Below are 22629 nucleotides of genomic sequence, written 5' to 3' on the forward strand. Positions count from 1 at the left end.
CGCCCGGTTCACGCAACTCCAACAGGATCGTTCACCCGTCGTAATGCACCGGCGTCAACGCGGGCAGTTCGAGGTTGGCGCGGTAGGTTCCGCCCAGGTAGTCCGAGTCGATCAGCTTGCGGCGACGCAACTCCGGGAGCAGGCCGTTGACCACGAAGTCGCGATTGCGCTCGTCGGCCAGCCCGCCCAGGGTGATCACGTCGAGCACCTCGGCCCGGTAGCGTTCCTCGATCGCGTCGGCCAGCTGTTCCGGGGTGCCCGCGGCGGCCCAGTGGCCGGTGTCCTTGGCGGCGATGACGAGTTCGCGCAGGGTGGCCCCCGACGCGGCGAGTTTGCCGAAGATCTCCACCCGGCCGCGCCTGCGGTGCACCGAATCGATAGCGGGCAGCAGGGATTCGGGCAGGGGCTTGTCCAGGGGCAGGTCGGTGAGATCGATACCGCCGCCGAGCATGTCGGCCAGTTGGCGACGCCCCGCGTCGAAGTCGGTCGACTCGGCGGCCTCGCGCACCAGTCGCCGGGCCTCTTCCTCGGTCGCGCCGTAGGTGGCGTGGAAGGAGCTGAAGATGAGCGGCAGACCCTCGGGCCTGCCCAATTCCGTTGCGCGGGTGCGGATCTTCTTCGTGTAGGTGATCGCGTCCGCGAGCGTCGGCAGTGAGGTGAACACCACCTCAGCGAAGCGCGCGCCGAGTTCGATCCCGCCCGCGGACTGGCCGGCCTGGAACTGCACCGGCCTGCCCTGTGGCAGCGTGGGGATGTTCAGCGGCCCACGCACCGAGAAGTGCTGTCCCGCATAGTCGATCGGCCGCACGAGCGACTCGTCGAGGATCGCCCCGCCCGCACCGTCGGGTCGCAGCGCGCCCGGCCGCCAGCTGTCGAACAGCGCGTTGACCACCTCGAGCGATTCGGCGGCGCGGGCGTAGCGCTGCTCCGGGCTCGGCAGATCCTGATCGCTGTAGTTCTCCTCCCCCAGCGAGGAGGTGACCGCGTTCCAGGCCGCGCGACCGTTGCTGAGGTGGTCGAGCGTGCCGAACAGCCGGGCCAGGTTGTAGGGGTGATGGAAGGTGGTGGTGACCGTCGCGATCAGGCCGACGTCGCTGGTCACCGCGCTCAGGGCGGCGAGCTGCATGAGCGGTTCCTGCGCGCCGATCGCGCCCTGGGCGCCGAAGCTGAGCAGGTCGGCGGCGAACAGGGCGCCGATCTTGTTCTCCTGCGCGATCCGCGCGATGCGCAGGGCTTCGTCGAGGGTGGAGCGGGTCGGGTCGACGGCCGCGGCGTACACCTCACGCGATCCGCTGACGCCGGTGACGGTCTTCAATTTCCGACGTTCGGTGCCCATGATCACCAGTCCAACAGCGCCACGGCGACCCGGCTACGGTTGCGCTCAACGCAATTCGATTCACACTCCGGCCAGTTATGCGCATTCGCTACCAGATTGCTATCATATTGTGATGTTTGCGCCCGGTCACGCACTGCTCGAACTCTCCGCATTGCGACAATTGCGACAGTTGAATATCGACTACGGCCTGCCCGCGGCCACCGCGGCGGCCGAGAATCCGGCGCTGCTGGCCGAGCTGGATCAGCACGCCGCCGCCGTGCGCGACATCATCGAATACGGCGTCGAGGATTCGGACCGCATTCCGCGCTCGATTCTGCTCGCCGGATATCTCGGCGGATTACGCGACGGCGCCGGCACGGAATTCGCGGACGCGCCGCACTGCTGGCGGGAACCCGATTGGCTGTCGCTGCGACTCGCGGCCATCTGCCGAAACGCGGCCCTGACAGACGAGCGGCGCCCCACCGCCTGATCGCGGTAGGACGCCGACGCCGACGAAACTAGCGGGCGGTTTCCCCGCCCAGCCCGGTCTCGTGGGTGCCACCGGCCGAACCCGCACCGGGGGTGGCCCACTCGCGGGTCTTCTCCTGCGTGCCCTGCCGGGCGATGTCCTCACGCCCGCGCTGGTAGGCCTGCGCCTGCCCCTTCATCGCGGGCATCTCCGATTCCAGATTGCCCAGCCAGCTGTTCCAGCGCTGCTCCATCGGACGCACCAGACCACCGCCGACGCCGATCACCAGGATGCCGCCGAGGGTGGCGAGCACGGTGATCAGGATCGGCGTGGTCACCGAGGTCGCGACACCGATCTGGTTCAGCGCGGCGATGATGCCGATGCCCCAGATGAACACCGACGCGATCCGGCCCAGGATGGTGCCGTAGGACAGCCCGCCGAGCACATTGGTGATCAGCTCGCTCACCGCGTGCGCGATGGCCGCCGCGATCACCACGATCACGATCGCCACCGCGGCCTTGGGCAGCCAGGCCACGATGCTGGTGAGCAGCGCGCTGACCGGATTGGGCCCGAACACCGCGAAGGCGACCTGCAGCGCGATCAACAGAATCGCGTAATACGCGATCTTGGCGATAATGTCGGACGCGTCATATTTGCTGTGCGACAGCATTTTCCGCACTTCGCCGCGTTCGACCAATTTATCGAACCCGACCCGCTCCAAGACCGCGTTGACGACCTTGGCGACCACTTTCGCGATAATCCAGCCGACAATCAGGATGGCGACGAAAGCCACCGCCTTGGGGACGAACTGCGCCACCGAACTCCACGCATCGGTCAAGCCCTGCTGGAAATCTATCGCAACGACGGAGGTATCCACAGCACTTCCTTTCGCTCGTCCCCACCCTTTGCCGAGGTTGTGTACCTCGGGCGGGTACCCGCGAAATTCTGGGTGAACCAGCCGATAGCGAGAAAGTTGCGAAAGGGCCGCTCACTCAGTCGGTGCTGAGGAATCCGAGCAGATCGTGGCGGGTGATCACGCCGACGGGCTTGCCGTCCTCGACCACCATCAGGGCGTCGGTATCGGAGAACGCCTTGGTCGCGGTGGAGATCGGTTCGCCGGAGCCGATCAGCGGGAACGACGGGCTCATGTGCTGCGCGACGGAGTCGGTGAGGTTGGCCCGGCCCTCGAAGACCGCCGAGAGCAGGTCGCGCTCGGTGACGCTGCCCGCCACCTCACCGGCCATGACCGGCGGCTCGGCGCCGACCACGGGCATCTGGGAGACGCCGTACTCGCGCAGGATCTCGATCGCGTCGCGCAGGGTTTCCGACGGGTGGGTGTGCACCAGGTCGGGCAGTTCGCCGGACTTGCCGCGCAGCACGTCACCGACGAGCGGTTCCGGGCCCGCCTCGAGGGGGGTGCGCAGGAAGCCGTAGGAGCTCATCCACTTGTCGTTGAAGATCTTCGACAGGTAGCCGCGGCCACCGTCTGGCAGCAGCACGACCACCACGGCGTCGGGATCGCGCCGGGCCACCTCGATCGCGGCCACCACGGCCATGCCGCACGAGCCACCGACCAGCAGGCCCTCCTCGCGGGCCAGGCGCCGGGTCATCTCGAAGGAGTCGGCGTCGGAGACCGCGATGATCTCGTCGGGGACCGACGCGTCGTAGGCCGAGGGCCAGAAGTCCTCGCCGACACCCTCGACCAGGTACGGGCGACCGGTGCCGCCGGAGTACACCGAGCCCTCCGGATCGGCGCCGATGATCTTGACCTTGCCGCCGGAGACCTCCTTGAGGTAGCGGCCGGTGCCCGAGATCGTGCCGCCGGTGCCCACACCCGCGACGAAGTGGGTGACCTTGCCCTCGGTGTCGGCCCAGATCTCCGGACCGGTGGTCTCGTAGTGGCTCTCGGGGCCGCCGGGGTTGGAGTACTGGTTCGGCTTCCAAGCGCCCTCGATCTCGCGGACCAGGCGATCGGAGACGTTGTAGTAGCTGTCGGGGTGCTCCGGCGGCACGGCGGTCGGGCAGACCACGACCTCGGCGCCGTAGGCACGCAGCACGTTGCGCTTGTCCTCGCTGACCTTGTCCGGGCACACGAACACGCACTTGTACCCGCGCTGCTGGGCGACCAGCGCCAGGCCCACACCGGTGTTGCCGGAGGTCGGCTCGACGATCGTGCCGCCCGGCTTCAGCAGGCCGTCCTGCTCGGCGGCGTCGATCATCTTGACCGCGATCCGGTCCTTGGAACTACCGCCCGGGTTCAGGTATTCGACCTTCGCGGCCACCAGGCCCGCGTCGGGGCCGACCACCGAGTTCAGTCGAACCAGGGGGGTGTTACCGATGAGGTCAACCACGTGTTCCGCGATACGCATACCCCCATCGTTGCAGAGGCGTAGCTCGACGGCTCGTCCTGGTCTGCTCGTGTGAGGCGAGCCACCACCGCGATCGACTCGGCGCGCCGGGCCCGCGGGCTTGTCGCGACGGGCAACACCTGATTTCGTTAGGACATGGGTAACTCCGCGGGGGCGCGACCCGCGCCCGACACCGCACTCCGATGACCGCCTCCGGCGGGCAGAAATCCCGGCGCGGGCTGCGGACCGTGGTCGTGACCGGCGCCACGACGGTCCTGGCCGGTTCGGGCGCGGGCACGGTCTCCTGGGCCACCTACCGACTGCTGATGACACAGGCGGGCGCGGCCCGCGCGGTGATCGGCCGCGACACCTCCAAACCACCCGAGGCCGACGGCGTCTACGCGCCCGGCGCCGCCCTGCCCGAACCGTGGCGCAAGACCACTCCCGTCGACCTGCACCTGATGGTCTTCGGCGATTCCACCGCGGCCGGGCTCGGCTGTCTCGGCGCCGCGGACGTGCCCGGTGTGCGGTTGGCGCGCGGGCTCGCCGATGCCACCGGTCTGCGAATCCGGTTGAGCACCAAGGCGATATCGGGCGCCACCTCGAAGGGGCTGGCCGGACAGGTCGACGCGATGTTCGTCGCGGGGCCGCCGCCGGACGCCGCGGTGATCCTGGTCGGGGCCAACGACATCACCAAGAAGCACTCCATCCGTGCCTCGGCCCGCCGGTTGGCCTCGGCGGTGGCGCGACTGCGCGAAGCCGACGCGCTGGTGGTGGTCGGCACCTGCCCGAACCTGGGCACCGTCGTCGCGATCCCGCAGCCGCTGCGCACGATCGTGGCGAATTGGAGTGTGCGACTGGCCAAAGCGCAGACCGTGGCCACGACCGTCGCCGGTGGGGTGGCGGTGCCGATGGGTTCACCGCTGGTCGCCTCCGAATTCCGCGCGGCGCCCGAAATCCTGTTCGCCACAGACGGATTCCACCCCTCCGCGGCCGGGTACGAACTGGCCGCCGCGCAGCTGCTTCCGGTGCTGATCGAGCAGGTGCGCGGTCGACCTGGTCTTCCCGTCGCGCATCGCGGGACGTAGATTCGAATCAGACCGGCAAGTAAACAGCCGTTCACGCCATACACGCGAAAAGGAGTCCTCATGCCCGAGGCCGTCATCGTCTCCACCGCCCGTTCCCCCATCGGCCGTGCCGTCAAGGGGTCCCTGGCTGGTATGCGTCCGGACGACCTGACCGCGCAGATGGTGCGTGCCGCGCTGGCCAAGGTGCCCGCCCTGGACGCGAGCACCATCGACGACATCATCCTGGGCACCGGCTCCCCCGCGGGCGAGGGCGGCTTCAACATCGGCCGCATCATCGCCGTGCAGCTGGGCCTGGACACCGTGCCCGGCACCACCGTGCACCGCTACTGCGCGTCCTCGCTGCAGACCACCCGGATGGCCTTCCACGCGATCAAGGCCGGCGAGGGCGATGTGTTCATATCCGCCGGTGTGGAGACCGTCTCCCGGTACGCCAAGGGTTCGGCCGACAGCTGGCCCGACACCAAGAACCCCGAGTTCGCCAAGGCCGAGGCCCGCACCGCCGAGACCGCCAAGGGCGGCAAGGGTGCCTGGCACGACCCGCGCGAAGACGGCCTGATCCCCGACGCCTACATCGCGATGGGCCAGACCGCCGAGAACGTCGCGTCGCTGACCGGCATCTCGCGCGAGGACCAGGACCGCTGGGGCGTGCGTTCGCAGAACCGTGCCGAGGAGGCCATCAAGGCCGGCTTCTTCGAGCGGGAGATCACCCCGGTGACCCTGCCCGACGGCACGATCGTGAGCAAGGACGACGGCCCGCGCGCCGGCGTCACCTACGAGGCGGTCTCCCAGCTCAAGCCGGTGTTCCGTCCCGACGGCACGGTCACCGCCGGTAACTGCTGCGCGCTCAACGACGGCGCCGCCGCGCTGGTCATCATGAGCGACACCAAGGCCAAGGAGCTGGGCCTGACCCCGCTGGCCCGCATCGTCTCCACCGGCGTGTCCGGCCTGTCGCCCGAGATCATGGGCCTCGGCCCGGTCGAGGCCGTCAAGCGCGCGCTGGCGCTGGCGGGCAAGTCGGTCTCCGACATCGACCTGTTCGAGATCAACGAGGCCTTCGCCGTCCAGGTGATCGGCTCGGCCCGTGAGCTCGAGATCGACGAGGACAAGCTCAATGTCTCCGGCGGCGCGATCGCGCTGGGCCACCCCTTCGGCATGACCGGTGCCCGCATCACCACCACCCTGCTGAACAACCTGCAGACCTACGACAAGCAGTTCGGCGTGGAAACCATGTGCGTCGGCGGCGGCCAGGGCATGGCGCTGGTGATCGAACGCCTCAGCTGAGTTCCCTGAAATCTGATCGAGCGGCTCCCCGACCGGGGGGCCGCTCGACTGGTCTCGGCTGGGGTAGCGAGGGGGTCACGACCTTCTCACGGAGCCGTTCCGAGCCTTTTACCAGCGTATTGTCCAGTGAAACCTTTGTCGTTCGTTCGACCCCGCCTCGGCGGCGTGAGAAACAGATGGAGGCTCCACATGACACACACAATGGTTCTGCTGTTCGCTCTCCTGATCGGAGTGGTCGCGGGTCTTCGGTCGATGACCGCGCCCGCGGTGGTGGCATGGGGGGCCTGGCTCGGCTGGCTGCCGGTGGCCGGGACCTGGGCGAGCTTCATGGGGCACTGGGTCACGGTGCTGATCCTGACGGTGTTCCTGGTGGGTGAGTTGATCACCGACCAGCTGCCCTCGACCCCGGCCCGCATCGTCCCGCCCCAGTTCGGCGCCCGCATCCTGACCGGCGGCTTCGCCGGCGCGGTGATCGGCGCGGGTTGGGAACACACCCCGACCGCCCTGATCGCCGGTGTGCTCGGCGCCGTAGCGGGCACCCTCGGCGGCTACCACCTGCGCAAGCTGCTCGTGGAGAAGAACGGCGGCCGCGACCTCCCGGTGGCACTGGCCGAGGACGTCCTCGCCGTCGGCGGCGGCTTCCTCATCGTCGCCCTGGCCATGAATCTGTAGAACTGCCCCCGGAGACCGCGCAGGTCCAGCTTCGACTCGGTGAGCGCGGAATCGTCCGGCAGGAACTCGGCTCGCTCGTGTTCCCGGAGTGACCGCAGCGCGACGAGCACAGCGTTCGTATCGACGAGCCCACCGGTAACGGCTGGGTTGAGCGCCATGCGAACGAAGAGCACTCAGCCCCGGATAGAGACAGCGAAGCGGCCCCCCACCAGTGAGGGGCCGCTTCTACCAGTTGGTTCGATCGAGCTCAGTCGCGCTGGAAGTAGCTCAGCAGGCGCAGGATTTCGACGTAGAGCCAGACCAGGGTGATGGTGAGGCCCAGTGCCACGCCCCATGCGGCCTTTTCGGGGGCCTGGGCGCGGATCAGCTGGTCGGCGGAATCGAAGTCGAGCAGGAAGCTGAACGCGGCGATGGCGATGCAGACCAGGCTGAAGACGATGGCCAGGGGGCCGCCGTCGCGCAGGCCGAAGCCGCCGTCGGTGAAGAAGCCGGCGATCAGGTTGCCGACCATCAGCACGAGCACACCGACCATCGCGCCGATCAGCATGCGGGTGAAGCGCGGGGTCACGCGGATGGCGCCGGTCTTGTAGACGACCAGCATGCCGAAGAACACGCCGAAGGTGCCCAGCACCGCCTGGCCGATCAGGGCGCTACCGCCAACGCCGCCGAACTCGGTGCCGGTGAACATCAGCGACAGCGCGCCGAGGAACAGGCCCTCGAAGGCCGCGTAGGACAGCACGATGGCGGGATTGTCCATCTTGTTGCCGAAGGTCGCGACCAGCACCAGCACGAGGCCGATGATGCCGCCGCCGATGACGAACAGCGGGGCCAGCGACGGGTTCGCCGTGGACAGCGCGAACGAGACGATCGCCGAGACGGTGAGCACCGCGAGGGTGATGCCGGTCTTGGTGACGACGTCGTCGATGGTCATCGCGCGGGTGGCGGGGGCCTGCTGGAAGTTCTGGCCGTACTGCTGGCCGTATTCGCCGTACTGCTGGTTACCGAAGTGGCCCGCCTGGCCCGCGCCGGCCACGCCCGAACCGAAGTTCGCGTAACCGCCGACACCCTCCTGGCGGGGAAGGTTCTTGAACACCGGATTGGATGAGGTACGCACCGTGCGCCTTTCTTGGAGTTACGAGTCGCTGCAGAAGCTCCAACTGACCTGTTCAACGCGCCGCGATCGGACAAAGTTCCCGGCGATCCGGTCGCTGGACCGCATCGCCCGCGCGTTCGGACAAATCGGACTCTACCGCGTTCGGGCCGCGCTATCGCTGTACGTCGCGCAGTCCGCGCACCGATCGGGTGACCGTGAACTTCTGATTCCGGGCGATCACATCGGTGCGCCCGACCATGCGCTCCATCACACCCCGGTAGTTCAGGTGCGAGTTGTACACCGTCCACAACTCGCCGCCGGGCCGCAGCACCCGCCCGGTCTCGACGAACATCTTGATCGCCGACCCGGTGTGCACGGCCGCCCCGACATGGAACGGCGGATTGCACAGCACCAGATCGGCACTGTTGTCGGCGGCCGAGGACATGGCGTCGTCGCGCACCACCGTCACCCGGTCGGCGACGCCGTTGACCTCGGCGGTGGCCCTGGCCGAGGCGACCGCGGCGGCGGACTGGTCGGTGCCGACCACCCGGATGTGCGGGCGCGACTTGGCCAGTGCCACCGCGAGAATGCCGGTCCCGCAACCGAGGTCGACCGCGTCGCGCGCGTCGGGCTTCATCCGGTCGAGGTGTTCGAGCAGGAACCGGGTGCCGATGTCGAGGCGCGGCCCGGAGAACGCCGAGCCGTAGGCGAGGACATCGCCGTCGATCTCGATGATGTTCTCGCGCACCGGGAATCGCGGCTCACCCACCGGCAGTGGCTCGCTCACCATCAGCACCCGCGACTTCTGCCGCCCCCTACCCGCCCGCACCCGCGCGAAGGATTCGGCGAGGATCTCGTTCATGGCCGGGGTCAGGTACTTGTCGCGACCGCCGGCGAAAACGACCACGTCGGCGGCGGCGTAGCGGGCGATGTTCTCGGCGATCTCGGCCACCCCCGCCAGCATCCGCGGCAACCGCATCAGCACCACGCGCGCGCCGCCGAGCAGCTCGGCGTCGAGGCCGTGGGCGGTGTAGCGGTCGGTGAGTCCGAGGTTCTTGGCATTGGCGGCCAGCGCCGATTCGCCGGTGATCAGGTCCTGGTGGACGCGAAGGCCGGTGAGGTCGTGCGCGGCCGCGCTACCGAGGGTGAGCGCGCCGTACCCGTCACCGATCACCGCAACCTCGCCGCTACCCGCACCGGCCAGGGCCTCGGCGGCGGTGTCGAGAAGGAGTCGGTCGGCGGCGTCGACGGCATACAGATTCGGCGCCTCCACATCCGGATACCGGCGTAGTCGGTCGAATACGTCCTCAACACTGTCCACTCGACAAGTGTGCTAGATCGTTGCCCCAGCGTCACATCCGGGCCCGGTATCGGTCGGCGGGGATGAGCAGGAACGACTTCCGTCGATTTGCGACACCCTTGCAGATCCGTCCGCGCCATCGGCATCGCGAATTGCGTTGTTCCTCAATACTTCGGCCGCAACGGCCTGCGCGGCGCCACCCGACACCGCAGGCGCTAACCGCCGAATTGGTACGCGTTCACCGAGAATCCCGCCGACGACCTGCGCGCATCACACCCAACGATGATCAACTCCGTACCCGCAGCAAACTTTCCGTTGTCGGACACACCCCGCGAACATGCGCCCCCGACCCGCGCCGCCCTGCGTACGATCGGCCCCATGCGCACCGCCCTCGTGTTCGCCTCGATCGCCGCGGCCGCCGTTTCGCTGTCCTCGTGCGGCGCCGACGACGCGCCCACCGCGGCGCCGACCACGACGAGCACCGTCAGCACCTTCGCCGACACCGGCGGCCAGGTGCCCACCGACGCCGGCCCGAAGTCCGCCGCCGCCTCCGCGGACGCCGCGCTCACCGTCAGCGATATCCGCCTCGGCAGCCACCCCGGCTTCGACCGGGTGGTCTTCGTCCTCGGCGGCGCCGGAACGCCCGGCTGGCAGGTGGCCTATACCGACAGCGCGACCCAGGACGGCAGCGGCCGGGCGGTGGACGTGGCGGGGAGCTCGATTCTCGAGGTGCGCGTGCTCGGCTCGACCTACCCGTTCGACTCCACCGTCCCACCCTTCGCAGGCCCCGACCCGGTCACCGACCCCGGCACGCCGATGATCACCGGGGTCTACCAGCGCCTGGTCTACGAGGGCGTGACCCAGTCCTTCGTCGGCATCGACGCCGCTCAGCGCCCGTTCGCGGTGAGCACCCTGACCGATCCGCCGCGCCTGGTCGTCGACATCGCCACCCCGTGACCCCTACCCCGCACGGGTATCAGCAAGGAACTCGCTAGACTGGCCGCCGTGATGGACCGGCATCCTTCCCGCTCAGCGAGGGCCCTCGCGGTCTTCGCGCTGCTGGTCGGGATCGTCGCCATGCACTCCGCGGTCTTCGGCACCGCCCACGCGACCGACACCCACACCGCCGTCGTCGAGCCCGCCGCGCCGGCAGACCACACCGACTGCGGCGACTCGGGCTGCGGCGATCACGCCGCCGTCCACCCCTGCGTTTTCGTGCTGGTGGCCCTCGCCATCGCCGGCACACTGGTCCTGCTCTACCGCCTCGCCGACACCGCCGCCGCGGCCCGACGCGGCCGTCGCATCTGGCGCGGCCGACGCGAACGCCCACCGCCCTGGACCGTCCTCACCCTGTCTCAGCTGGCGATTCTGCGGATCTGATGGGCGCCCACCGCCCCCTTTCCGACACCATGAATCCCCGGAGGATCACCCATGTCCCTCAGCCGTACCCACATCCTGATCGCCGCCGTCGCCACCGTCGTGGTGGCGGCGGGCTGTAGCGACGACAGCACCGCCACCCACACCGCCGAGCACTCCCCCACGACCACCACCAGCGCGGTCGCCGGTCCCGAGTTCAACGACGCCGACGTGACGTTCTTGCAGATGATGTACCCGCATCACGCCCAGGCCGTCGAGATGGCGAAGATGGTGCCCTCGCACACCCAGAATCAGCAGCTCATCGACCTGGCCGCGCAGATCGAACAGGCGCAGGCGCCGGAGATGCGCGAGATCACCGATCTGCTCACGAGTTTCGGCAAGCCCGCGCCCAGCGCCGCCGATCACGACGGCCACGAGATGCCGGGCATGATGACCACCCAGCAGATGACCGACTTGGACGCCGCCCAGGGCGACGACTTCGACCGGCAGTGGTTGCAGATGATGATCGACCATCACCAGGGCGCCGTCGCGATGGCCCAGACCGAGTTGGCCAACGGCGTGAATCCGGCCTCGCGACAGCTCGCGTCGACGATCGTGGCCGATCAGGAAGCCGAGATCGCCACCATGCGCGGCATACTCGACCAGAATTGATCGTGCGCGGCGCCGGGTCAGCACCCGGCGCCGCGTCTCGGCGCACATCGAAATCGCCGCCGTGACCTGACGGCACCGGTGGCGAGCCAGTACGGTCGATATGTTCGGCTCCGGCCCGACCCGGTGCCTGCGACCTCGAGGGAGGACAGGGAAATGCGAGTACTGGAACGCCTCGGACTCGGCACCGCGATGGCGGCCACCGCGACGGGACTGATTCTCATCGGCGCCTGTTCCAACCAGGTCTCGGGCACCGCCGAGGTCAACCAGACCGAGCTCGCGTCCTATACCTCCGAGGTGGCGGCATCCTCGGCGGCCGCGTCGTCGTCGAAGGCGGCCAAGATCGAGGCGGCCAACGACGGGGCGTGCGACGGATTGCGCCTGGCCAACAAGACTTCGGTCACCTCGTTCAACGCCTACATCTCCGCGTCCAACGATCAGGCCCCCGACGCCGACACCAAGGCGAGCGAGGCGGTGGTGACCCTGCGCAACAGCGCCAAGGATCTGGACCGCAAACTCACCGGCGATGTGATCCCCGCGCTCGCGGATCCGTTGCGCGACTACGTGACCAAGACCAACACCCTGGCCGACACCCTCGAACGGCGCGCGGCCACCGACGAACTCAACGGCGTGATCGACACGTTCAACGCGTCCAAGGATGTCGCGATCGAGGCGTGCGGCCCCTACGGCAGCTGATCGGGGCGCACCCTTCGCGTATTGTCGAACCAGCCGGATAGGACCAGTAGGGACCTCTCGGCCGACCAGCGAGAAGGAGCCACCGGCGATGCCCGCACCGCTGCGAGACAGCGCAGTGCCCAAACATGAACAGCTGCGCGCGATTCTGCTGCAGAAGTGCACGCGCGAACTACATCCGGGCGACCTGCTGACCAGTGAGCGCAATCTGATGCAGGACTACGGCGTCAGCCGGATCACGGTGCGCGAGGCGGTCGGTCAGCTCGTCAATGAGGGTTACCTGGTTCGGGTTCGTGGCAAGGGGACTTTCGTCGCGCATCGGCCGGTGCAGTCGCGGCTGCATCTAGCCTCGTTCACCGAGGAGATGCGCGCGCTCGGCCACCATCCGACGACGCTGGTTTTCGTGGCCGAGGAGGCGGTGGCGCCCGAGGCGACGGCGCGGGCGCTGCGGCTGCCCCAGGGCGTGTCGGCCTATCACGTGCGGCGGTTGCGACTGGCCGACGAGGACCCGATCAGCGTCGACGACGCCTGGTTCAATCCCGAGCTGCTACCCGGTCTGATCTCGCACGATCTCACCGGTTCGATCTATCGGACGACCGCCGAGCGCTACGGCCGACCCATCGAGCGGGCGGTGCAGACGGTCGACGCCCAGGCCGCCGACGCCGGTGTCGCGGCGCTGCTCGGGATCAGGAAGGGCGCTCCCGTCCTGCATTTCGACCGGGTGTCGTTCAGCGCGGAGGTGCCGATCGAGCACACCCACAGCTGGTATCGGGCCGATCGGTATCGCGTGCAGATGGAAGTCGGTCAGCGCGCACCGTCCTGACCGCACCGTTTCAGTGTGAAATCACAGTATTTCAGTTACTGTCCGGGAGCTATCACAGCGAAGCCCCCGGAGGTATCACCCATGTCCGTCCCGACATCCACCGCCACCCGCGCCGCCCTGCTCGCCGCACTCGCCGCCGCCGCCCTGCTCGCGAGCGCGGGCACCGCCGCCGCCGCACCCGTCGGCAGCGCCGACTGGGACATCCTGCCCTCGGGTTCGGTCCAACTCGGCCCGCCCACCGGAAGCTCCACCGGCTCCTTCGACGCCGACCTGGGCAGCTCCACCGGTTCGTTCGACGCCGACCTCGGCTCGGGCGCCGGGCGCGGACCCATCACCGGTTCGGCGGCACTGCCGATTCACGCTCGCTGAGAATTGTTCGAGGCTTCTGTGCCGCAACCTGTTTCGGTTCCGGAATCCCGGGCATTCGGCCACTGTGGATGCCTCCCGGTTTCCACGGTCCCGACACCGAACAAGGTGAGCTCTGATGATTCTTCTCGGCGCAGTACTCCTCATTGCCGGACTCGTTTTCGGCATTCCGCTTCTCAATACAGTGGGAATCATCCTGCTGGTGGTCGGTCTCGCGCTGGCGTTGATCGGCGCGGTCGGACGCCCCGTCGGCGGCCGTCGACACTATTACTGACCCCGCACCGACACGGGAAAGGGAAAAACCATGAGGGGCAATACACCTCGCATAATTTCGCTCGTCGTGCTGGTGTGGTTGCTGATCGGTATCCTGGCCGCGGGCCAACGCGGTTACTACACCGAACGCGACCAGAATTGCGCGACGCTCGGCACCATAGCGGTGACGATCATCGCGGGCCCACTCAACTATCTGGGCGCAAATCCGAAGGTCGATAATTGCGACCTTCCGCAGCCCAGCTGAGCCCAGCCGCCGTGGCCGAGAAATCGGTCCACGGCGGCTGATCGCGTTATTCCGACCGCCGCGGCCAGTGTTTTCCACTGTCGGACAGCGTGGCCGGATCCGTGCTGTGCATCAGACTGTCCTCGCGCGTGCGCAACGACCCCGCATCGAGGTGGTCCTCGGCACCGTCCAATTCCGCGAGTCCGACCACGATCACCAATCCGGTGACCACCAGCGACACCGTCGCGATCAACGGCAGCAACAACTGCACCGGCGCCACCCCGTCGACCACCTCGGTACCCACACCGTGGTGCGCGCGCATGGCCGCCATGCCCGTGTAGTGCATGCCGCACACCGCGATTCCCATGATCAATGCGGCGCCGGTGGTGATGAACAACCCGCGCACGTGCAGCATGAACCACAGCGCCACGGTCGAGGCGACCACCGCGATCACGATCGAGGTCGCCACCAGCGTCGGCTCGTAGTAGACGGGCACCGGCGTGTGCATGGCGCGCATGCCCAGGTAGTGCATGGCCGCGACGCCGAGTCCGGTGATCGCCCCGCCCAGCGGCAGACTCACCCACTCGGTGCGCCCCCGGATGACGATGGTCAGCCCCACCAGTACCACCGCGATCGCGATCACCGCGCTGATCAGCGTCAACGTCACGTCGTAGCGCACCGGCGCGCCCCCGATGCTGAACCCGAGCATGGCGGTGAAGTGCATGACCCAGATCGCGGCGCCGCCCAGCGCGACCGCGGCGGCGAGCAGCCAGCCGAGCGGCGCGGTAGAGGATTTGGCGTGCACCGCGCAGCGCAACCCCAAGACCGACCCGATAAACGACAGCGCGAATGCCAGGACCGGATTCATCCAGCCATTGTTGAAGTGCTCGATATGCGTCACGTCGACCCCCTGACCAACATTTCTCTCGGCCAGAGACTAACCCCGCCAGGCGGATCGGGCACAGTTACACGGAATTCGTTTCACCTGGTCACATGGCGAAAGTTCACCGCGAATCATCCATTTTGTGAGCGAGCACGAATCAAATCGGCGAGCCGTTCCAAGGATTCCTGATTACGGGCGGCGAAGAGTAGATCCTGGGCGGGCCCCGGGATCAGTTGGGCGGGGCCGCGCGCGGCTCGTTCGACCATCCTGATCGTGGTGTGTCCGGGCTGTTCCTCGATGAGGGTGAGCACGATCCAGGCCGAGCCGACCGACCACAATCGGGCCTCCAGCTCGATCCGGTGCGGCGGGTCGATGGCGCGCACCACCGTCGTGTCGCTGATCAGCACCGGCCACAGCCCGAACCGGTAGTGGATGCGGCTGCCGACCGCGGGCCAGTCGGGGTCGACCTTGCCGATGTGCGAGGCGCCGACCACCCAGCTGGCGTAGAGCCAGCCGTCGGACAGGCTGGCGAACGCCCGTTCGGCCCGCACGGGCACGGTCACCTGGGCTGTGAGCACGTCTGATTTCCTCGTCCGTCGCGGGAGTTCGCCCCACCCAGCGTAATTCGTGTTCGCCGCCCCCGCCGACCGTGTTCACGGCGGACACACCGGCGCGGCACGCCGAACGCGGTTGATGCGGGAAAATTGCTGTCGGCCGTTTCGACGTGGGATCGTTTCCCCCATGTCCACCGACGATACGCGGCTCGGCGACCCGCCCGACCCCGCCGAACGCACCCTGTTCGGACACCCGATCGGATTGACGAACCTGTTCGGTGTCGAGCTGTGGGAGCGTTTCTCCTTCTACGGCATGCTCACGATCCTCGGTTACTACCTCTACTACTCCACCGCCGACGGCGGACTCGGCATCGCGCAGAGCACCGCGCTGGGCATCGTCGGCGCCTACGGCGGCCTGGTCTACCTCTCGACAGTGCTCGGCGGTTGGATTGCCGACCGGGTGCTGGGCATGGAAAAGACCGTCTTCTACGGCGGTGTCGTGGTCATGGCCGGGCATATCGCGCTGGCCGTGCTGCCCGGATTGGCCGGGGTGGGCGTCGGTCTGGTGCTCGTGGCGTTGGGCAGCGGCGCGCTGAAGGCGAACGCCTCCTCACTGCTCGGCACGCTGTACTCGCCCACGGACGCGCGCGTCGACGGTGGTTTCACGCTGTTCTATCTCGGCATCAACATCGGCGCGTTCAGCGGTCCGCTGCTGACGGGCCTGTTGCAGCGCGAGTGGGGTTTCCACGTCGGCTTCGGCGCGGCGGCGGTCGGCATGGCGCTGGGCCTGACCCAGTACGTCGTGTTCCGCCGCAATCTGGGCACGCACGGGCGCGAGGTGGCCAACCCGATCACCCGCCGCGAACTCACGCCCGTGCTGATCGGAGTCGCCGTGCTCGCGGTCGTCGCCGCGGTCGCCATCGCGACGAAGCTGGTCACCCTCGAGAACCTCTCCGACGTGACCACCGGCGTCATCGTGGTCGCCTCGATCGTCTATTTCGCGGTGATGCTGCGCAGTCCGAAGGTGACCGGCGTCGAACGCACCAGGGTGATCGCGTTCATTCCGCTGTTCCTCGCCAACGCGGTGTTCTGGTCGCTGTTCCAGCAGATGTTCACCATGCTGGCGGTGTATTCCGACGAGCGCGTCGACTGGCACATCTTCGGCTGGGAGGCGCCGGCGAGCTGGATCGGCTCGGTCGAACCGGTGTGGATCATCGTGCTCTCGCCGCTGTTCGCGCTGATGTGGACCAAGCTGGGCAATCGGGCCCCGAGCACCCCGATCAAGTTCGCTCTCGGCGTGATCGGCATGGGTATCGCGTTCTGGTTGTTCGTGCTGCTGAGCGGGTTCGAGGGCAAGACCGTTCCGGTGCTGGCGGTGTTCGCCATTCTGGGCGGCTTCGCGGTCTCGGAACTGTTGCTCTCGCCGATCGGTCTCGCGGTCACCACCCATCTCGCGCCCGCCGCGTTCCGCTCGCAGATGATGGCGCTGTATTTCTTCTCGGTCGGTATCGGCACCTCGATGGCGGGCACGCTGGCGCGCTACTACAGCCCCGAGAACGAGGCGGCATATTTCGGTTTCAGTGGCGGCGCCGCGATCGTGGCGGGCCTGATCGTCATGGCGTGCGCGCCGTGGATCACACGTCGCATGCAGGGCGTGCACTGAGCCGTTTTTCGGGTAATCCCCAGTTCTACGTTCGCAGCAGAAGGAGAAAAACCGTGCCGACACCGCACGACGGGACCGGGTCACCACCTGCCCGATGGGGTGGAATGTTTCGCACCAAATCGGTGGAGCAGTCGATTCGCGATACCGACGAACCCGATTCCAAACTCCGCAAGGACCTGACCGCCTGGGACCTCACGATCTTCGGCGTCGCCGTGGTCGTCGGCGCGGGCATCTTCACCCTCACCGCGCGCACCGCCGGAAATGTGGCCGGACCCTCGGTGTCGCTGGCTTTCGTTTTCGCCGCGATCGCGTGTGGGCTCACCGCGGTCTGTTATGCCGAATTCGCCTCGACCGTTCCGGTGGCCGGTAGCGCCTACACCTATTCCTATGCCACCTTCGGCGAATTGGTGGCGTGGATCATCGGCTGGGATCTGATCCTGGAATTCACCCTGGCCGCCTCGGTGGTCGCCAAGGGCTGGTCGCAGTATCTTGGCACGGTCTTCGGATTCGATTCGGCCACGGTGCAATTGGGCTCGGTCACCTTCGACTGGGGCGCGGTGTCGTTGCTCGCGGTGCTCACCGTGCTGCTCGCGCTGGGGACCAAGATGTCCTCGCGGGTCTCGGCGATCGCGGTCGCGATCAAACTGGCCGTCATCGCGCTGGTGCTCGTGCTCGGCATCACCTACTTCAAGGCCTCGAACCTGAGCCCCTACATCCCGCCGTCGGAGCCCAGCGACAGCGGTGACAGCGGCCTGCACCAGTCGCTGTTCTCCTTCATCACCGGCGCGGGCGACAGCAACTTCGGCTGGTACGGCCTGCTCGCCGCGGCCAGCCTGGTGTTCTTCGCGTTCATCGGTTTCGACGTCGTCGCCACCGCCGCCGAGGAGACCAAGAACCCGCAGAAGGCCGTCCCGCGCGGCATCCTCGGTTCGCTGCTGATCGTCACCGTGCTCTACGTGGCCGTGACGCTGGTGCTCACCGGCATGGTCCCCTACACCGAACTGGCGGGCGAGAACGCCACGCTGGCAACGGCATTCCAGATCCACGGCGTGGACTGGGCCAAGAACGTCATCTCCATCGGCGCATTGGCCGGTCTGACCACGGTGGTGATGGTGCTGTTCCTCGGCCAGACCCGGGTGGGGTTCGCGATGGCGCGCGACGGCTTGCTGCCGCGCTGGCTGTCCCACACCGGTAAGCGCGGCACCCCGGTGCGGCTGACCGTCATCGTCGGCGTGGTCTGCATGGTGCTGGCCGGTTTCGTCGACTTCGGCACGCTCGAAGAGATGGTGAACATCGGCACCCTGTTCGCCTTCGTGCTGGTCTCCATCGGCGTCGTCATCCTGCGCCGCACCCGCCCCGACCTCCCCCGCGGCTTCCGCGTCCCCCTGGTCCCCCTCATCCCCATCCTGGCCGTCGCGGCCTGCCTGTGGCTGATGGTGAACCTCTCGGTGGAAACCTGGCTGCGCTTCCTGATCTGGATGGCCCTCGGCTTCGTCGTCTACTTCGTCTACGGCCGCCGCCACTCCGTCCTCCGCAAAACCGACTGACCAGCCCATTCGATGACATGATCGGTCCGGCGCGCTCCCACCCGACACGCCGGACCGACCATCTCTCCCCACACGATTCCGGTACACCCGTACGATTCGCTACGCTGTCCGGGACGCCCCTATAGCCCAATTGGCAGAGGCAGCGGACTTAAAATCCGCACAGTCAGGGTTCGAGTCCCTGTGGGGGCACTCATTCGTCGCAGGTAGATGGGTTGCGGTGCAGGTCACCGGCCAAATCAAGCGTCACCACCCCGGCACCACCCCGGCGCGCAGGCGTGGCAACTTCTCAAGAGCCGACGCCGGGTGCGTGTCAACACAGGAGACCTTCCCGGCCGTTGGGTACAGACGCATGACCGCCACCCTTCAACCGATACACTCGCGGCCGTGGAGAAGCGATACCAGGTTTTCGTAAGCTCGACGTACAGGGACCTCGCCGACGAGCGCGCCCAAGTCATTCAGGCGATCCTAAAGATGGATCACCTACCCGCTGGCATGGAAATGTTTCCATCTGCCGACGAAAGCCAGTGGGAGCTAATCGAGCAAGTGATTGATCAGAGTGACTATTACATCGTTGTCGTCGCTGGGAGATATGGCAGCATCATTGACGCCGACGGAATCAGTTATACCGAAAAAGAATACGACTATGCCGTCCAGGCTGGCATACCAGTTCTCGGATTCGTACATAAAGATCCCGGAAGCATTCCCGCACGGGATACCGACACCGATGCAACGGCACAAGCGCTCCTGAATAAGTTTCGCGAAAAGGTTCAATCGCGGCCAGTGAACTTCTTCAATTCCCCCGCAGAGCTTGGCGGCATGGTCGTCACCAGCCTTATTCAGGCGATAAAGAGGAAGCCTGGAGTCGGCTGGGTGAGAGGCAATCTCGCTATGACTCTTGAACAAGAGCGCGAGATGATATCGCTGCGCGAACAAATCGCGGCACTTAAGGAAGCCGAATCAAAAGCAAAGAACGCCCTGGTCGAGGATACATCCAAACTCGCAGGTGGCGACGAAGAGGTCACACTATGGCTCGGCGTACGGGATGCACGGATCAACAAGGAAGCATCTACGCGCGTACGAACGACATGGGATGCAATCTATAGGGATATTTCTCCTGCAATGGCCGATGAGGAGACCGAGGGAAAGGTACGTACACGAGTTGCAAGTCACTTAGTCAGCACTGCCACAGAAGACGATATCGAGAAATTGAAATCCGCCAAGAATGGCCAACCATTCATGTACACCGACGACTGGGAGCTCGTAAAGACCCAGTTCAGGGCGCTCGGCTTGATTGACAACGGCATTAAGAAACGCCCGGTGAACGACACCAACAAATACCTTCGCCTAACGCCGCAAGGGGACAGGCACATGACGACCCTAATTGCCGTCCCCAAGGGCGAAGATCCGAATGCTGACGTGGGCGACGACGATGATGCCGAGATGCCGTCCCATGCGACTAGCCCGACCGACGACCAAACAGCTGAACCACATTCGACGGAACCTCAACAGCCGGAGCAGCAGTAACCGCCGGGGCAGGTGGTTCGGGCAGCAGGTTGGCCGCGCCGCCGTCCTCCTCGGGGATCCAGTCGCCGTAGGTGTTCAGGGTGAGGGTGAACGTACTGTGCCCCAACCACTTGGACACCTGCATGAAGTGTGTCCCAGCCATCAACTGCATGACCGCGAAGGTGTGCCGTAGGTCGTGCAGGCGCACGCCGCGCGTAGGCGGACTGGTCTCGGTGGCGGGTGCACTCGCAGGCAGCCCTACCGCCAGCAGCGCGGGCTTGAAGATCGTGTCGTAGAAGGTGCCCATAGCCATCGGCTGCGACCAGTCAAACGGCACCGCGTACCGCTGACCCGCTAGGCGCAACCCTCCGCAGTTCTGGCGGCTGGGCCACAGTGGCGCGGTGGGCTCCGCGGAGCGCGGGTGCACGACATCGTCGCCGAACAGGTAGGCGTGCATCCGTGCAGCCAGCCAGAGAGGGAGCGCCACGGGGCGCTTGCTGCGCTTGGACTTGGGCGTGCTCGTAACCCATTGCCGACCTTGGGGTGTCTGCTTGCGGTCCTTGGTGCGGCGGACGTGCACCACGCACCGGATGGGCGCACCTGGAGCCGTACGGAATTCCAGGTCTTGCACCTCCAGCCCGGTGTTCTCGCTGGCGCGCAGCCCGGTGTACGCCAGGAAATCGACCATCAGCGCGTAGACCGGGTACGCGGGAAGCTGACCCGTCCCCGCGATGGCCGTGCTGACCTGCGCCACCTGTTCGGCAGTAAGCGGGTTCGGCTCGAAGTCGTCGTGGTCGCCGGTTGCGCGGTTGGTTTCAAAGTCCACGCGGTCGGCCGGGTTAGAAGGGATGGCGTCGTGCCGCACGGCGTACTTGAGCACCCGGCCGAACACACCCCAGGCGTGCTTCACCGTTGCAGGTGCGAGCGTCTCGCCCTGCCGGGACTCCTGCCGTACCAATACAGCCAAGAACTCTTCACAGTGCCGAGGCTTGATGGACGCAATCCCCTTGCCGCTGAACGTTTTCAGCGCGTAGCGCTGGAGGTACTTCTCGTAGTCGTCCAAGGTGCGTTGCTTCAACCGCCCCTGGCTCACCTTCACTTGCAGGCTGTCGAGCCAGGCCCGTGCGTAGTAGCCGAACGGCAGGTCACCCGCCTTGCGCGCATCCGCCAGGGCAGTTGTGCCGCTGGTGTGCCGTGCTGCGTTCAGCTCGTCTCGGCGTGCTTCGGCTTCGTCGCGGGTGGCGTACGACTCCTGGCTGGCACGGGTCTTCTTCTTGCCCTCCGGCCGTGCAGGGTCCACCGGGATCGGCAACCCGAACTCGTCGCGCACCGGCTCACGCCAGACCACCTCGTATCGCTTCACAGGCTTGCCGTTGCGGCGGGTGGTGGTGTCGTAGCTGCGGATATATGCCATGTCAGGCGGCCTTTCGGATGGAATCGGTTGTGCGGCTGAGGATTCGGGACACAGTTGCGCTGGACCATCGCCCACCGCGCTTAGTTGGATGCCCGTCTGCGGTAAGGACTTTGGCGATCTCACGGGTACTGATGCCCTGTTCAGCCAGGGCTTGCATTGTTCGCAACGCGGCTTGCTCGGCAGGGAGTGCCACCAGCACGCCGCCCCTGGAGGCCCACCCGTACGGCAGCCCGCCGTGGGCGTATCCCCCGCGTGCAGCCTTGGCCTTGCGAGCAGCCTCCAGGCGTTCGACCGTCATCTCGCGGTCGTATTCAGACACCGCGCCGAGGATCGTGCGGATCAGCTTTCGGCTGGGATCGCGGGCTTCGCCGGTGAGCAGCTCGTTCTCGCTGTCACGCGCGGAACACAGCACCCCGCCAAGGCGGGACGTGTTGCGCAACAACAACTCCTGGATGAGTACGTCGCGGGCAAGCCGATCCAGCCGACCCACGACGATCCCGTGCGCCTTGCCCAGTTTCACCAAGTCCTCAGCACCCACCCAACCGGCGCGGTCCTTGAGTTCACTGGTGCCGGAAATGGCGTCCTCGCGCCAGGCGACGATGCGATGCCCATTTGCCTTGGCCCACTTACGAATGTCGGCCCGCTGCACGGGAGGCCCGTAGGCCTCCCGTTGGCGTGCAGTGCTTACGCGGATGTAGCCGACGAGGTTCACGCGGGAGCGATCTCCCCGTGCGCAACGTCCAGGAGTTCGCCGTTGGCAAGTTCCAGCAGGTAGTCCAGCGGTGTGGCGCTCCCGCCATCCACCACCGTGCCGAGCTGTCCCGTAGCCACTACCCGCACCCGTGCCCCGATGTTGAAAACCTCAGCCATTGCCGTGCCCCTTTCTCGGGCGGCCCGCCTACCTGCGGTGCCGCTTGGTTCGTGAATGAAGCGGCACCATACCTCGAACGTATGTTCGATCACAAAGGAAACGGCTGATCAACGGCTGTTTTCGGATGTGCGGTTGAGCTGGCGCGTACTGGCCCAACTACCCCAGCCGCCCGCAATAGCCCGCCCAGCCGATAGCTAGCGGTACGGGACAGGCATTGCAGGCAGC

Annotated in this window: 25 protein-coding genes and 1 tRNA gene; 16 read left to right on the forward strand and 10 right to left on the reverse strand. The window is 66.8% G+C overall.

The window, feature by feature from the left end; all coding sequences use genetic code 11:
- Positions 1–31: 31 nt before the first annotated feature.
- Positions 32–1336: an NtaA/DmoA family FMN-dependent monooxygenase gene (locus ACFP3H_RS23675; RefSeq protein ID WP_378609263.1), complete on the reverse strand. Its 1305-nt coding sequence runs from the start codon at positions 1334–1336 to the stop codon at positions 32–34.
- Positions 1337–1448: 112 nt separating this feature from the next.
- Here ACFP3H_RS23675 and ACFP3H_RS23680 point away from each other — a divergent pair, with 112 nt between their 5' ends.
- Positions 1449–1805 carry a DUF6401 family natural product biosynthesis protein gene (locus ACFP3H_RS23680; RefSeq protein WP_378609264.1) on the forward strand — a complete coding sequence of 119 codons (357 nt, stop codon included), beginning with the start codon at positions 1449–1451 and terminating at the stop codon, positions 1803–1805.
- A 28-nt stretch (positions 1806–1833) separates the two neighbouring features.
- On the opposite strand, the gene ACFP3H_RS23685 is transcribed toward ACFP3H_RS23680, so the two are convergent.
- Positions 1834–2661, reverse strand: a complete 828-nt coding sequence (locus tag ACFP3H_RS23685) for a mechanosensitive ion channel family protein (protein WP_378609265.1) — start codon at positions 2659–2661, stop codon at positions 1834–1836.
- 115 nt (positions 2662–2776) lie between these two features.
- Positions 2777–4153: a cystathionine beta-synthase gene (locus ACFP3H_RS23690; protein ID WP_378609266.1), complete on the reverse strand. Its 1377-nt coding sequence runs from the start codon at positions 4151–4153 to the stop codon at positions 2777–2779.
- Between the two features lie 182 nt (positions 4154–4335).
- Here ACFP3H_RS23690 and ACFP3H_RS23695 point away from each other — a divergent pair, with 182 nt between their 5' ends.
- The 3 genes from ACFP3H_RS23695 to ACFP3H_RS23705 all read left to right on the forward strand — a co-directional run bounded on the left by ACFP3H_RS23695 (position 4336) and on the right by ACFP3H_RS23705 (position 7173).
- A complete protein-coding gene (locus ACFP3H_RS23695; protein WP_378609267.1) occupies positions 4336–5220 on the forward strand; it encodes an SGNH/GDSL hydrolase family protein in 885 nt (294 codons plus the stop codon).
- 60 nt (positions 5221–5280) lie between these two features.
- Positions 5281–6501, forward strand: coding sequence for an acetyl-CoA C-acetyltransferase (locus tag ACFP3H_RS23700; protein ID WP_378609268.1), 1221 nt, complete (start codon positions 5281–5283; stop codon positions 6499–6501).
- A 189-nt stretch (positions 6502–6690) separates the two neighbouring features.
- Positions 6691–7173: a DUF4126 domain-containing protein gene (locus ACFP3H_RS23705; protein WP_378609269.1), complete on the forward strand. Its 483-nt coding sequence runs from the start codon at positions 6691–6693 to the stop codon at positions 7171–7173.
- Between the two features lie 247 nt (positions 7174–7420).
- Here the strand turns inward: ACFP3H_RS23705 and ACFP3H_RS23710 are convergent, their stop codons facing one another.
- Together ACFP3H_RS23710 and ACFP3H_RS23715 are read right to left on the reverse strand one after the other, a co-directional pair.
- On the reverse strand, positions 7421–8287 hold the full coding sequence (locus tag ACFP3H_RS23710) for a Bax inhibitor-1/YccA family protein (protein ID WP_378609270.1): 867 nt from the start codon (positions 8285–8287) through the stop codon (positions 7421–7423).
- Positions 8288–8438: 151 nt separating this feature from the next.
- Entirely contained in the window at positions 8439–9587 is a 1149-nt protein-coding gene (locus ACFP3H_RS23715) for a class I SAM-dependent methyltransferase (RefSeq protein WP_378609271.1), read from the reverse strand.
- Positions 9588–9944: 357 nt separating this feature from the next.
- On the opposite strand from ACFP3H_RS23715, the gene ACFP3H_RS23720 reads away from it, so the two are divergent.
- The 8 genes from ACFP3H_RS23720 (at position 9945) to ACFP3H_RS23755 (ending at position 13990) form a co-directional block, all read left to right on the forward strand.
- Positions 9945–10523 carry an AMIN-like domain-containing (lipo)protein gene (locus tag ACFP3H_RS23720; RefSeq protein WP_378609272.1) on the forward strand — a complete coding sequence of 193 codons (579 nt, stop codon included), beginning with the start codon at positions 9945–9947 and terminating at the stop codon, positions 10521–10523.
- Between the two features lie 51 nt (positions 10524–10574).
- Positions 10575–10946, forward strand: a complete 372-nt coding sequence (locus tag ACFP3H_RS23725; protein WP_378609273.1) for a DUF6153 family protein — start codon at positions 10575–10577, stop codon at positions 10944–10946.
- A 51-nt stretch (positions 10947–10997) separates the two neighbouring features.
- Complete coding sequence (locus tag ACFP3H_RS23730; RefSeq protein WP_378609274.1) at positions 10998–11594, forward strand: DUF305 domain-containing protein; 597 nt, start codon at positions 10998–11000, stop codon at positions 11592–11594.
- A gap of 153 nt (positions 11595–11747) precedes the next feature.
- Positions 11748–12287, forward strand: a complete 540-nt coding sequence (locus ACFP3H_RS23735; RefSeq protein WP_378609275.1) for a hypothetical protein — start codon at positions 11748–11750, stop codon at positions 12285–12287.
- An 88-nt stretch (positions 12288–12375) separates the two neighbouring features.
- Complete coding sequence (locus ACFP3H_RS23740; protein WP_378609276.1) at positions 12376–13107, forward strand: GntR family transcriptional regulator; 732 nt, start codon at positions 12376–12378, stop codon at positions 13105–13107.
- An 81-nt stretch (positions 13108–13188) separates the two neighbouring features.
- On the forward strand, positions 13189–13476 hold the full coding sequence (locus tag ACFP3H_RS23745) for a hypothetical protein (protein ID WP_378609277.1): 288 nt from the start codon (positions 13189–13191) through the stop codon (positions 13474–13476).
- A 115-nt stretch (positions 13477–13591) separates the two neighbouring features.
- Positions 13592–13747, forward strand: a complete 156-nt coding sequence (locus ACFP3H_RS23750) for a DUF6131 family protein (protein WP_378609278.1) — start codon at positions 13592–13594, stop codon at positions 13745–13747.
- A 30-nt stretch (positions 13748–13777) separates the two neighbouring features.
- Positions 13778–13990 carry a hypothetical protein gene (locus tag ACFP3H_RS23755; protein WP_378609279.1) on the forward strand — a complete coding sequence of 71 codons (213 nt, stop codon included), beginning with the start codon at positions 13778–13780 and terminating at the stop codon, positions 13988–13990.
- A 46-nt stretch (positions 13991–14036) separates the two neighbouring features.
- Here ACFP3H_RS23755 and ACFP3H_RS23760 read toward each other — a convergent pair whose 3' ends face one another.
- Positions 14037–14870 (reverse strand): MHYT domain-containing protein, encoded by an 834-nt coding sequence (locus tag ACFP3H_RS23760; RefSeq protein WP_378609280.1) that lies wholly within the window; start codon positions 14868–14870, stop codon positions 14037–14039.
- A 113-nt stretch (positions 14871–14983) separates the two neighbouring features.
- Complete coding sequence (locus ACFP3H_RS23765; RefSeq protein ID WP_378609281.1) at positions 14984–15430, reverse strand: SRPBCC family protein; 447 nt, start codon at positions 15428–15430, stop codon at positions 14984–14986.
- 163 nt (positions 15431–15593) lie between these two features.
- On the opposite strand from ACFP3H_RS23765, the gene ACFP3H_RS23770 reads away from it, so the two are divergent.
- From ACFP3H_RS23770 to ACFP3H_RS23785, 4 genes are all read left to right on the forward strand, one after another.
- Positions 15594–17069: a peptide MFS transporter gene (locus ACFP3H_RS23770; protein ID WP_378609282.1), complete on the forward strand. Its 1476-nt coding sequence runs from the start codon at positions 15594–15596 to the stop codon at positions 17067–17069.
- Positions 17070–17173: 104 nt separating this feature from the next.
- On the forward strand, positions 17174–18616 hold the full coding sequence (locus tag ACFP3H_RS23775; protein ID WP_378609283.1) for an amino acid permease: 1443 nt from the start codon (positions 17174–17176) through the stop codon (positions 18614–18616).
- 115 nt (positions 18617–18731) lie between these two features.
- Positions 18732–18805 (forward strand) — tRNA-Leu (locus tag ACFP3H_RS23780).
- A 195-nt stretch (positions 18806–19000) separates the two neighbouring features.
- On the forward strand, positions 19001–20140 hold the full coding sequence (locus ACFP3H_RS23785) for a DUF4062 domain-containing protein (RefSeq protein ID WP_378609284.1): 1140 nt from the start codon (positions 19001–19003) through the stop codon (positions 20138–20140).
- On the opposite strand, the gene ACFP3H_RS23790 is transcribed toward ACFP3H_RS23785, so the two are convergent.
- The 3 genes from ACFP3H_RS23790 to ACFP3H_RS23800 are packed head-to-tail and all read right to left on the reverse strand — an operon-like array spanning position 20073 to position 22403.
- Positions 20073–21533, reverse strand: coding sequence for a tyrosine-type recombinase/integrase (locus ACFP3H_RS23790; RefSeq protein WP_378609285.1), 1461 nt, complete (start codon positions 21531–21533; stop codon positions 20073–20075). The genes ACFP3H_RS23785 and ACFP3H_RS23790 overlap by 68 nt on opposite strands.
- Before the next feature lies 1 nt (position 21534).
- Positions 21535–22245, reverse strand: coding sequence for a recombinase family protein (locus ACFP3H_RS23795; protein ID WP_378609286.1), 711 nt, complete (start codon positions 22243–22245; stop codon positions 21535–21537).
- Entirely contained in the window at positions 22242–22403 is a 162-nt protein-coding gene (locus ACFP3H_RS23800) for a hypothetical protein (protein WP_378609287.1), read from the reverse strand. The genes ACFP3H_RS23795 and ACFP3H_RS23800 overlap by 4 nt, the downstream gene beginning before the upstream one ends.
- Positions 22404–22629: the final 226 nt, after the last annotated feature.

The sequence above is a fragment of the Nocardia lasii genome, from assembly GCF_042658545.1.
Lineage (GTDB): Bacteria > Actinomycetota > Actinomycetes > Mycobacteriales > Mycobacteriaceae > Nocardia > Nocardia lasii.

Bases quoted from the DNA above. Each gene is read 5' to 3' on its own strand.
- ACFP3H_RS23675 (WP_378609263.1), bottom strand. From the start codon at position 1,336: ATGGGCACCGAACGTCGGAAATTGAAGACCGTCACCGGCGTCAGCGGA.
- ACFP3H_RS23680 (WP_378609264.1), top strand. From the start codon at position 1,449: ATGTTTGCGCCCGGTCACGCACTGCTCGAACTCTCCGCATTGCGACAA.
- ACFP3H_RS23690 (WP_378609266.1), bottom strand. From the start codon at position 4,153: ATGCGTATCGCGGAACACGTGGTTGACCTCATCGGTAACACCCCCCTG.
- ACFP3H_RS23695 (WP_378609267.1), top strand. From the start codon at position 4,336: ATGACCGCCTCCGGCGGGCAGAAATCCCGGCGCGGGCTGCGGACCGTG.
- ACFP3H_RS23700 (WP_378609268.1), top strand. From the start codon at position 5,281: ATGCCCGAGGCCGTCATCGTCTCCACCGCCCGTTCCCCCATCGGCCGT.
- ACFP3H_RS23705 (WP_378609269.1), top strand. From the start codon at position 6,691: ATGACACACACAATGGTTCTGCTGTTCGCTCTCCTGATCGGAGTGGTC.
- ACFP3H_RS23720 (WP_378609272.1), top strand. From the start codon at position 9,945: ATGCGCACCGCCCTCGTGTTCGCCTCGATCGCCGCGGCCGCCGTTTCG.
- ACFP3H_RS23725 (WP_378609273.1), top strand. From the start codon at position 10,575: ATGGACCGGCATCCTTCCCGCTCAGCGAGGGCCCTCGCGGTCTTCGCG.
- ACFP3H_RS23730 (WP_378609274.1), top strand. From the start codon at position 10,998: ATGTCCCTCAGCCGTACCCACATCCTGATCGCCGCCGTCGCCACCGTC.
- ACFP3H_RS23735 (WP_378609275.1), top strand. From the start codon at position 11,748: ATGCGAGTACTGGAACGCCTCGGACTCGGCACCGCGATGGCGGCCACC.
- ACFP3H_RS23740 (WP_378609276.1), top strand. From the start codon at position 12,376: ATGCCCGCACCGCTGCGAGACAGCGCAGTGCCCAAACATGAACAGCTG.
- ACFP3H_RS23745 (WP_378609277.1), top strand. From the start codon at position 13,189: ATGTCCGTCCCGACATCCACCGCCACCCGCGCCGCCCTGCTCGCCGCA.
- ACFP3H_RS23750 (WP_378609278.1), top strand. From the start codon at position 13,592: ATGATTCTTCTCGGCGCAGTACTCCTCATTGCCGGACTCGTTTTCGGC.
- ACFP3H_RS23755 (WP_378609279.1), top strand. From the start codon at position 13,778: ATGAGGGGCAATACACCTCGCATAATTTCGCTCGTCGTGCTGGTGTGG.
- ACFP3H_RS23770 (WP_378609282.1), top strand. From the start codon at position 15,594: ATGTCCACCGACGATACGCGGCTCGGCGACCCGCCCGACCCCGCCGAA.
- ACFP3H_RS23775 (WP_378609283.1), top strand. From the start codon at position 17,174: ATGTTTCGCACCAAATCGGTGGAGCAGTCGATTCGCGATACCGACGAA.
- ACFP3H_RS23790 (WP_378609285.1), bottom strand. From the start codon at position 21,533: ATGGCATATATCCGCAGCTACGACACCACCACCCGCCGCAACGGCAAG.
- ACFP3H_RS23800 (WP_378609287.1), bottom strand. From the start codon at position 22,403: ATGGCTGAGGTTTTCAACATCGGGGCACGGGTGCGGGTAGTGGCTACG.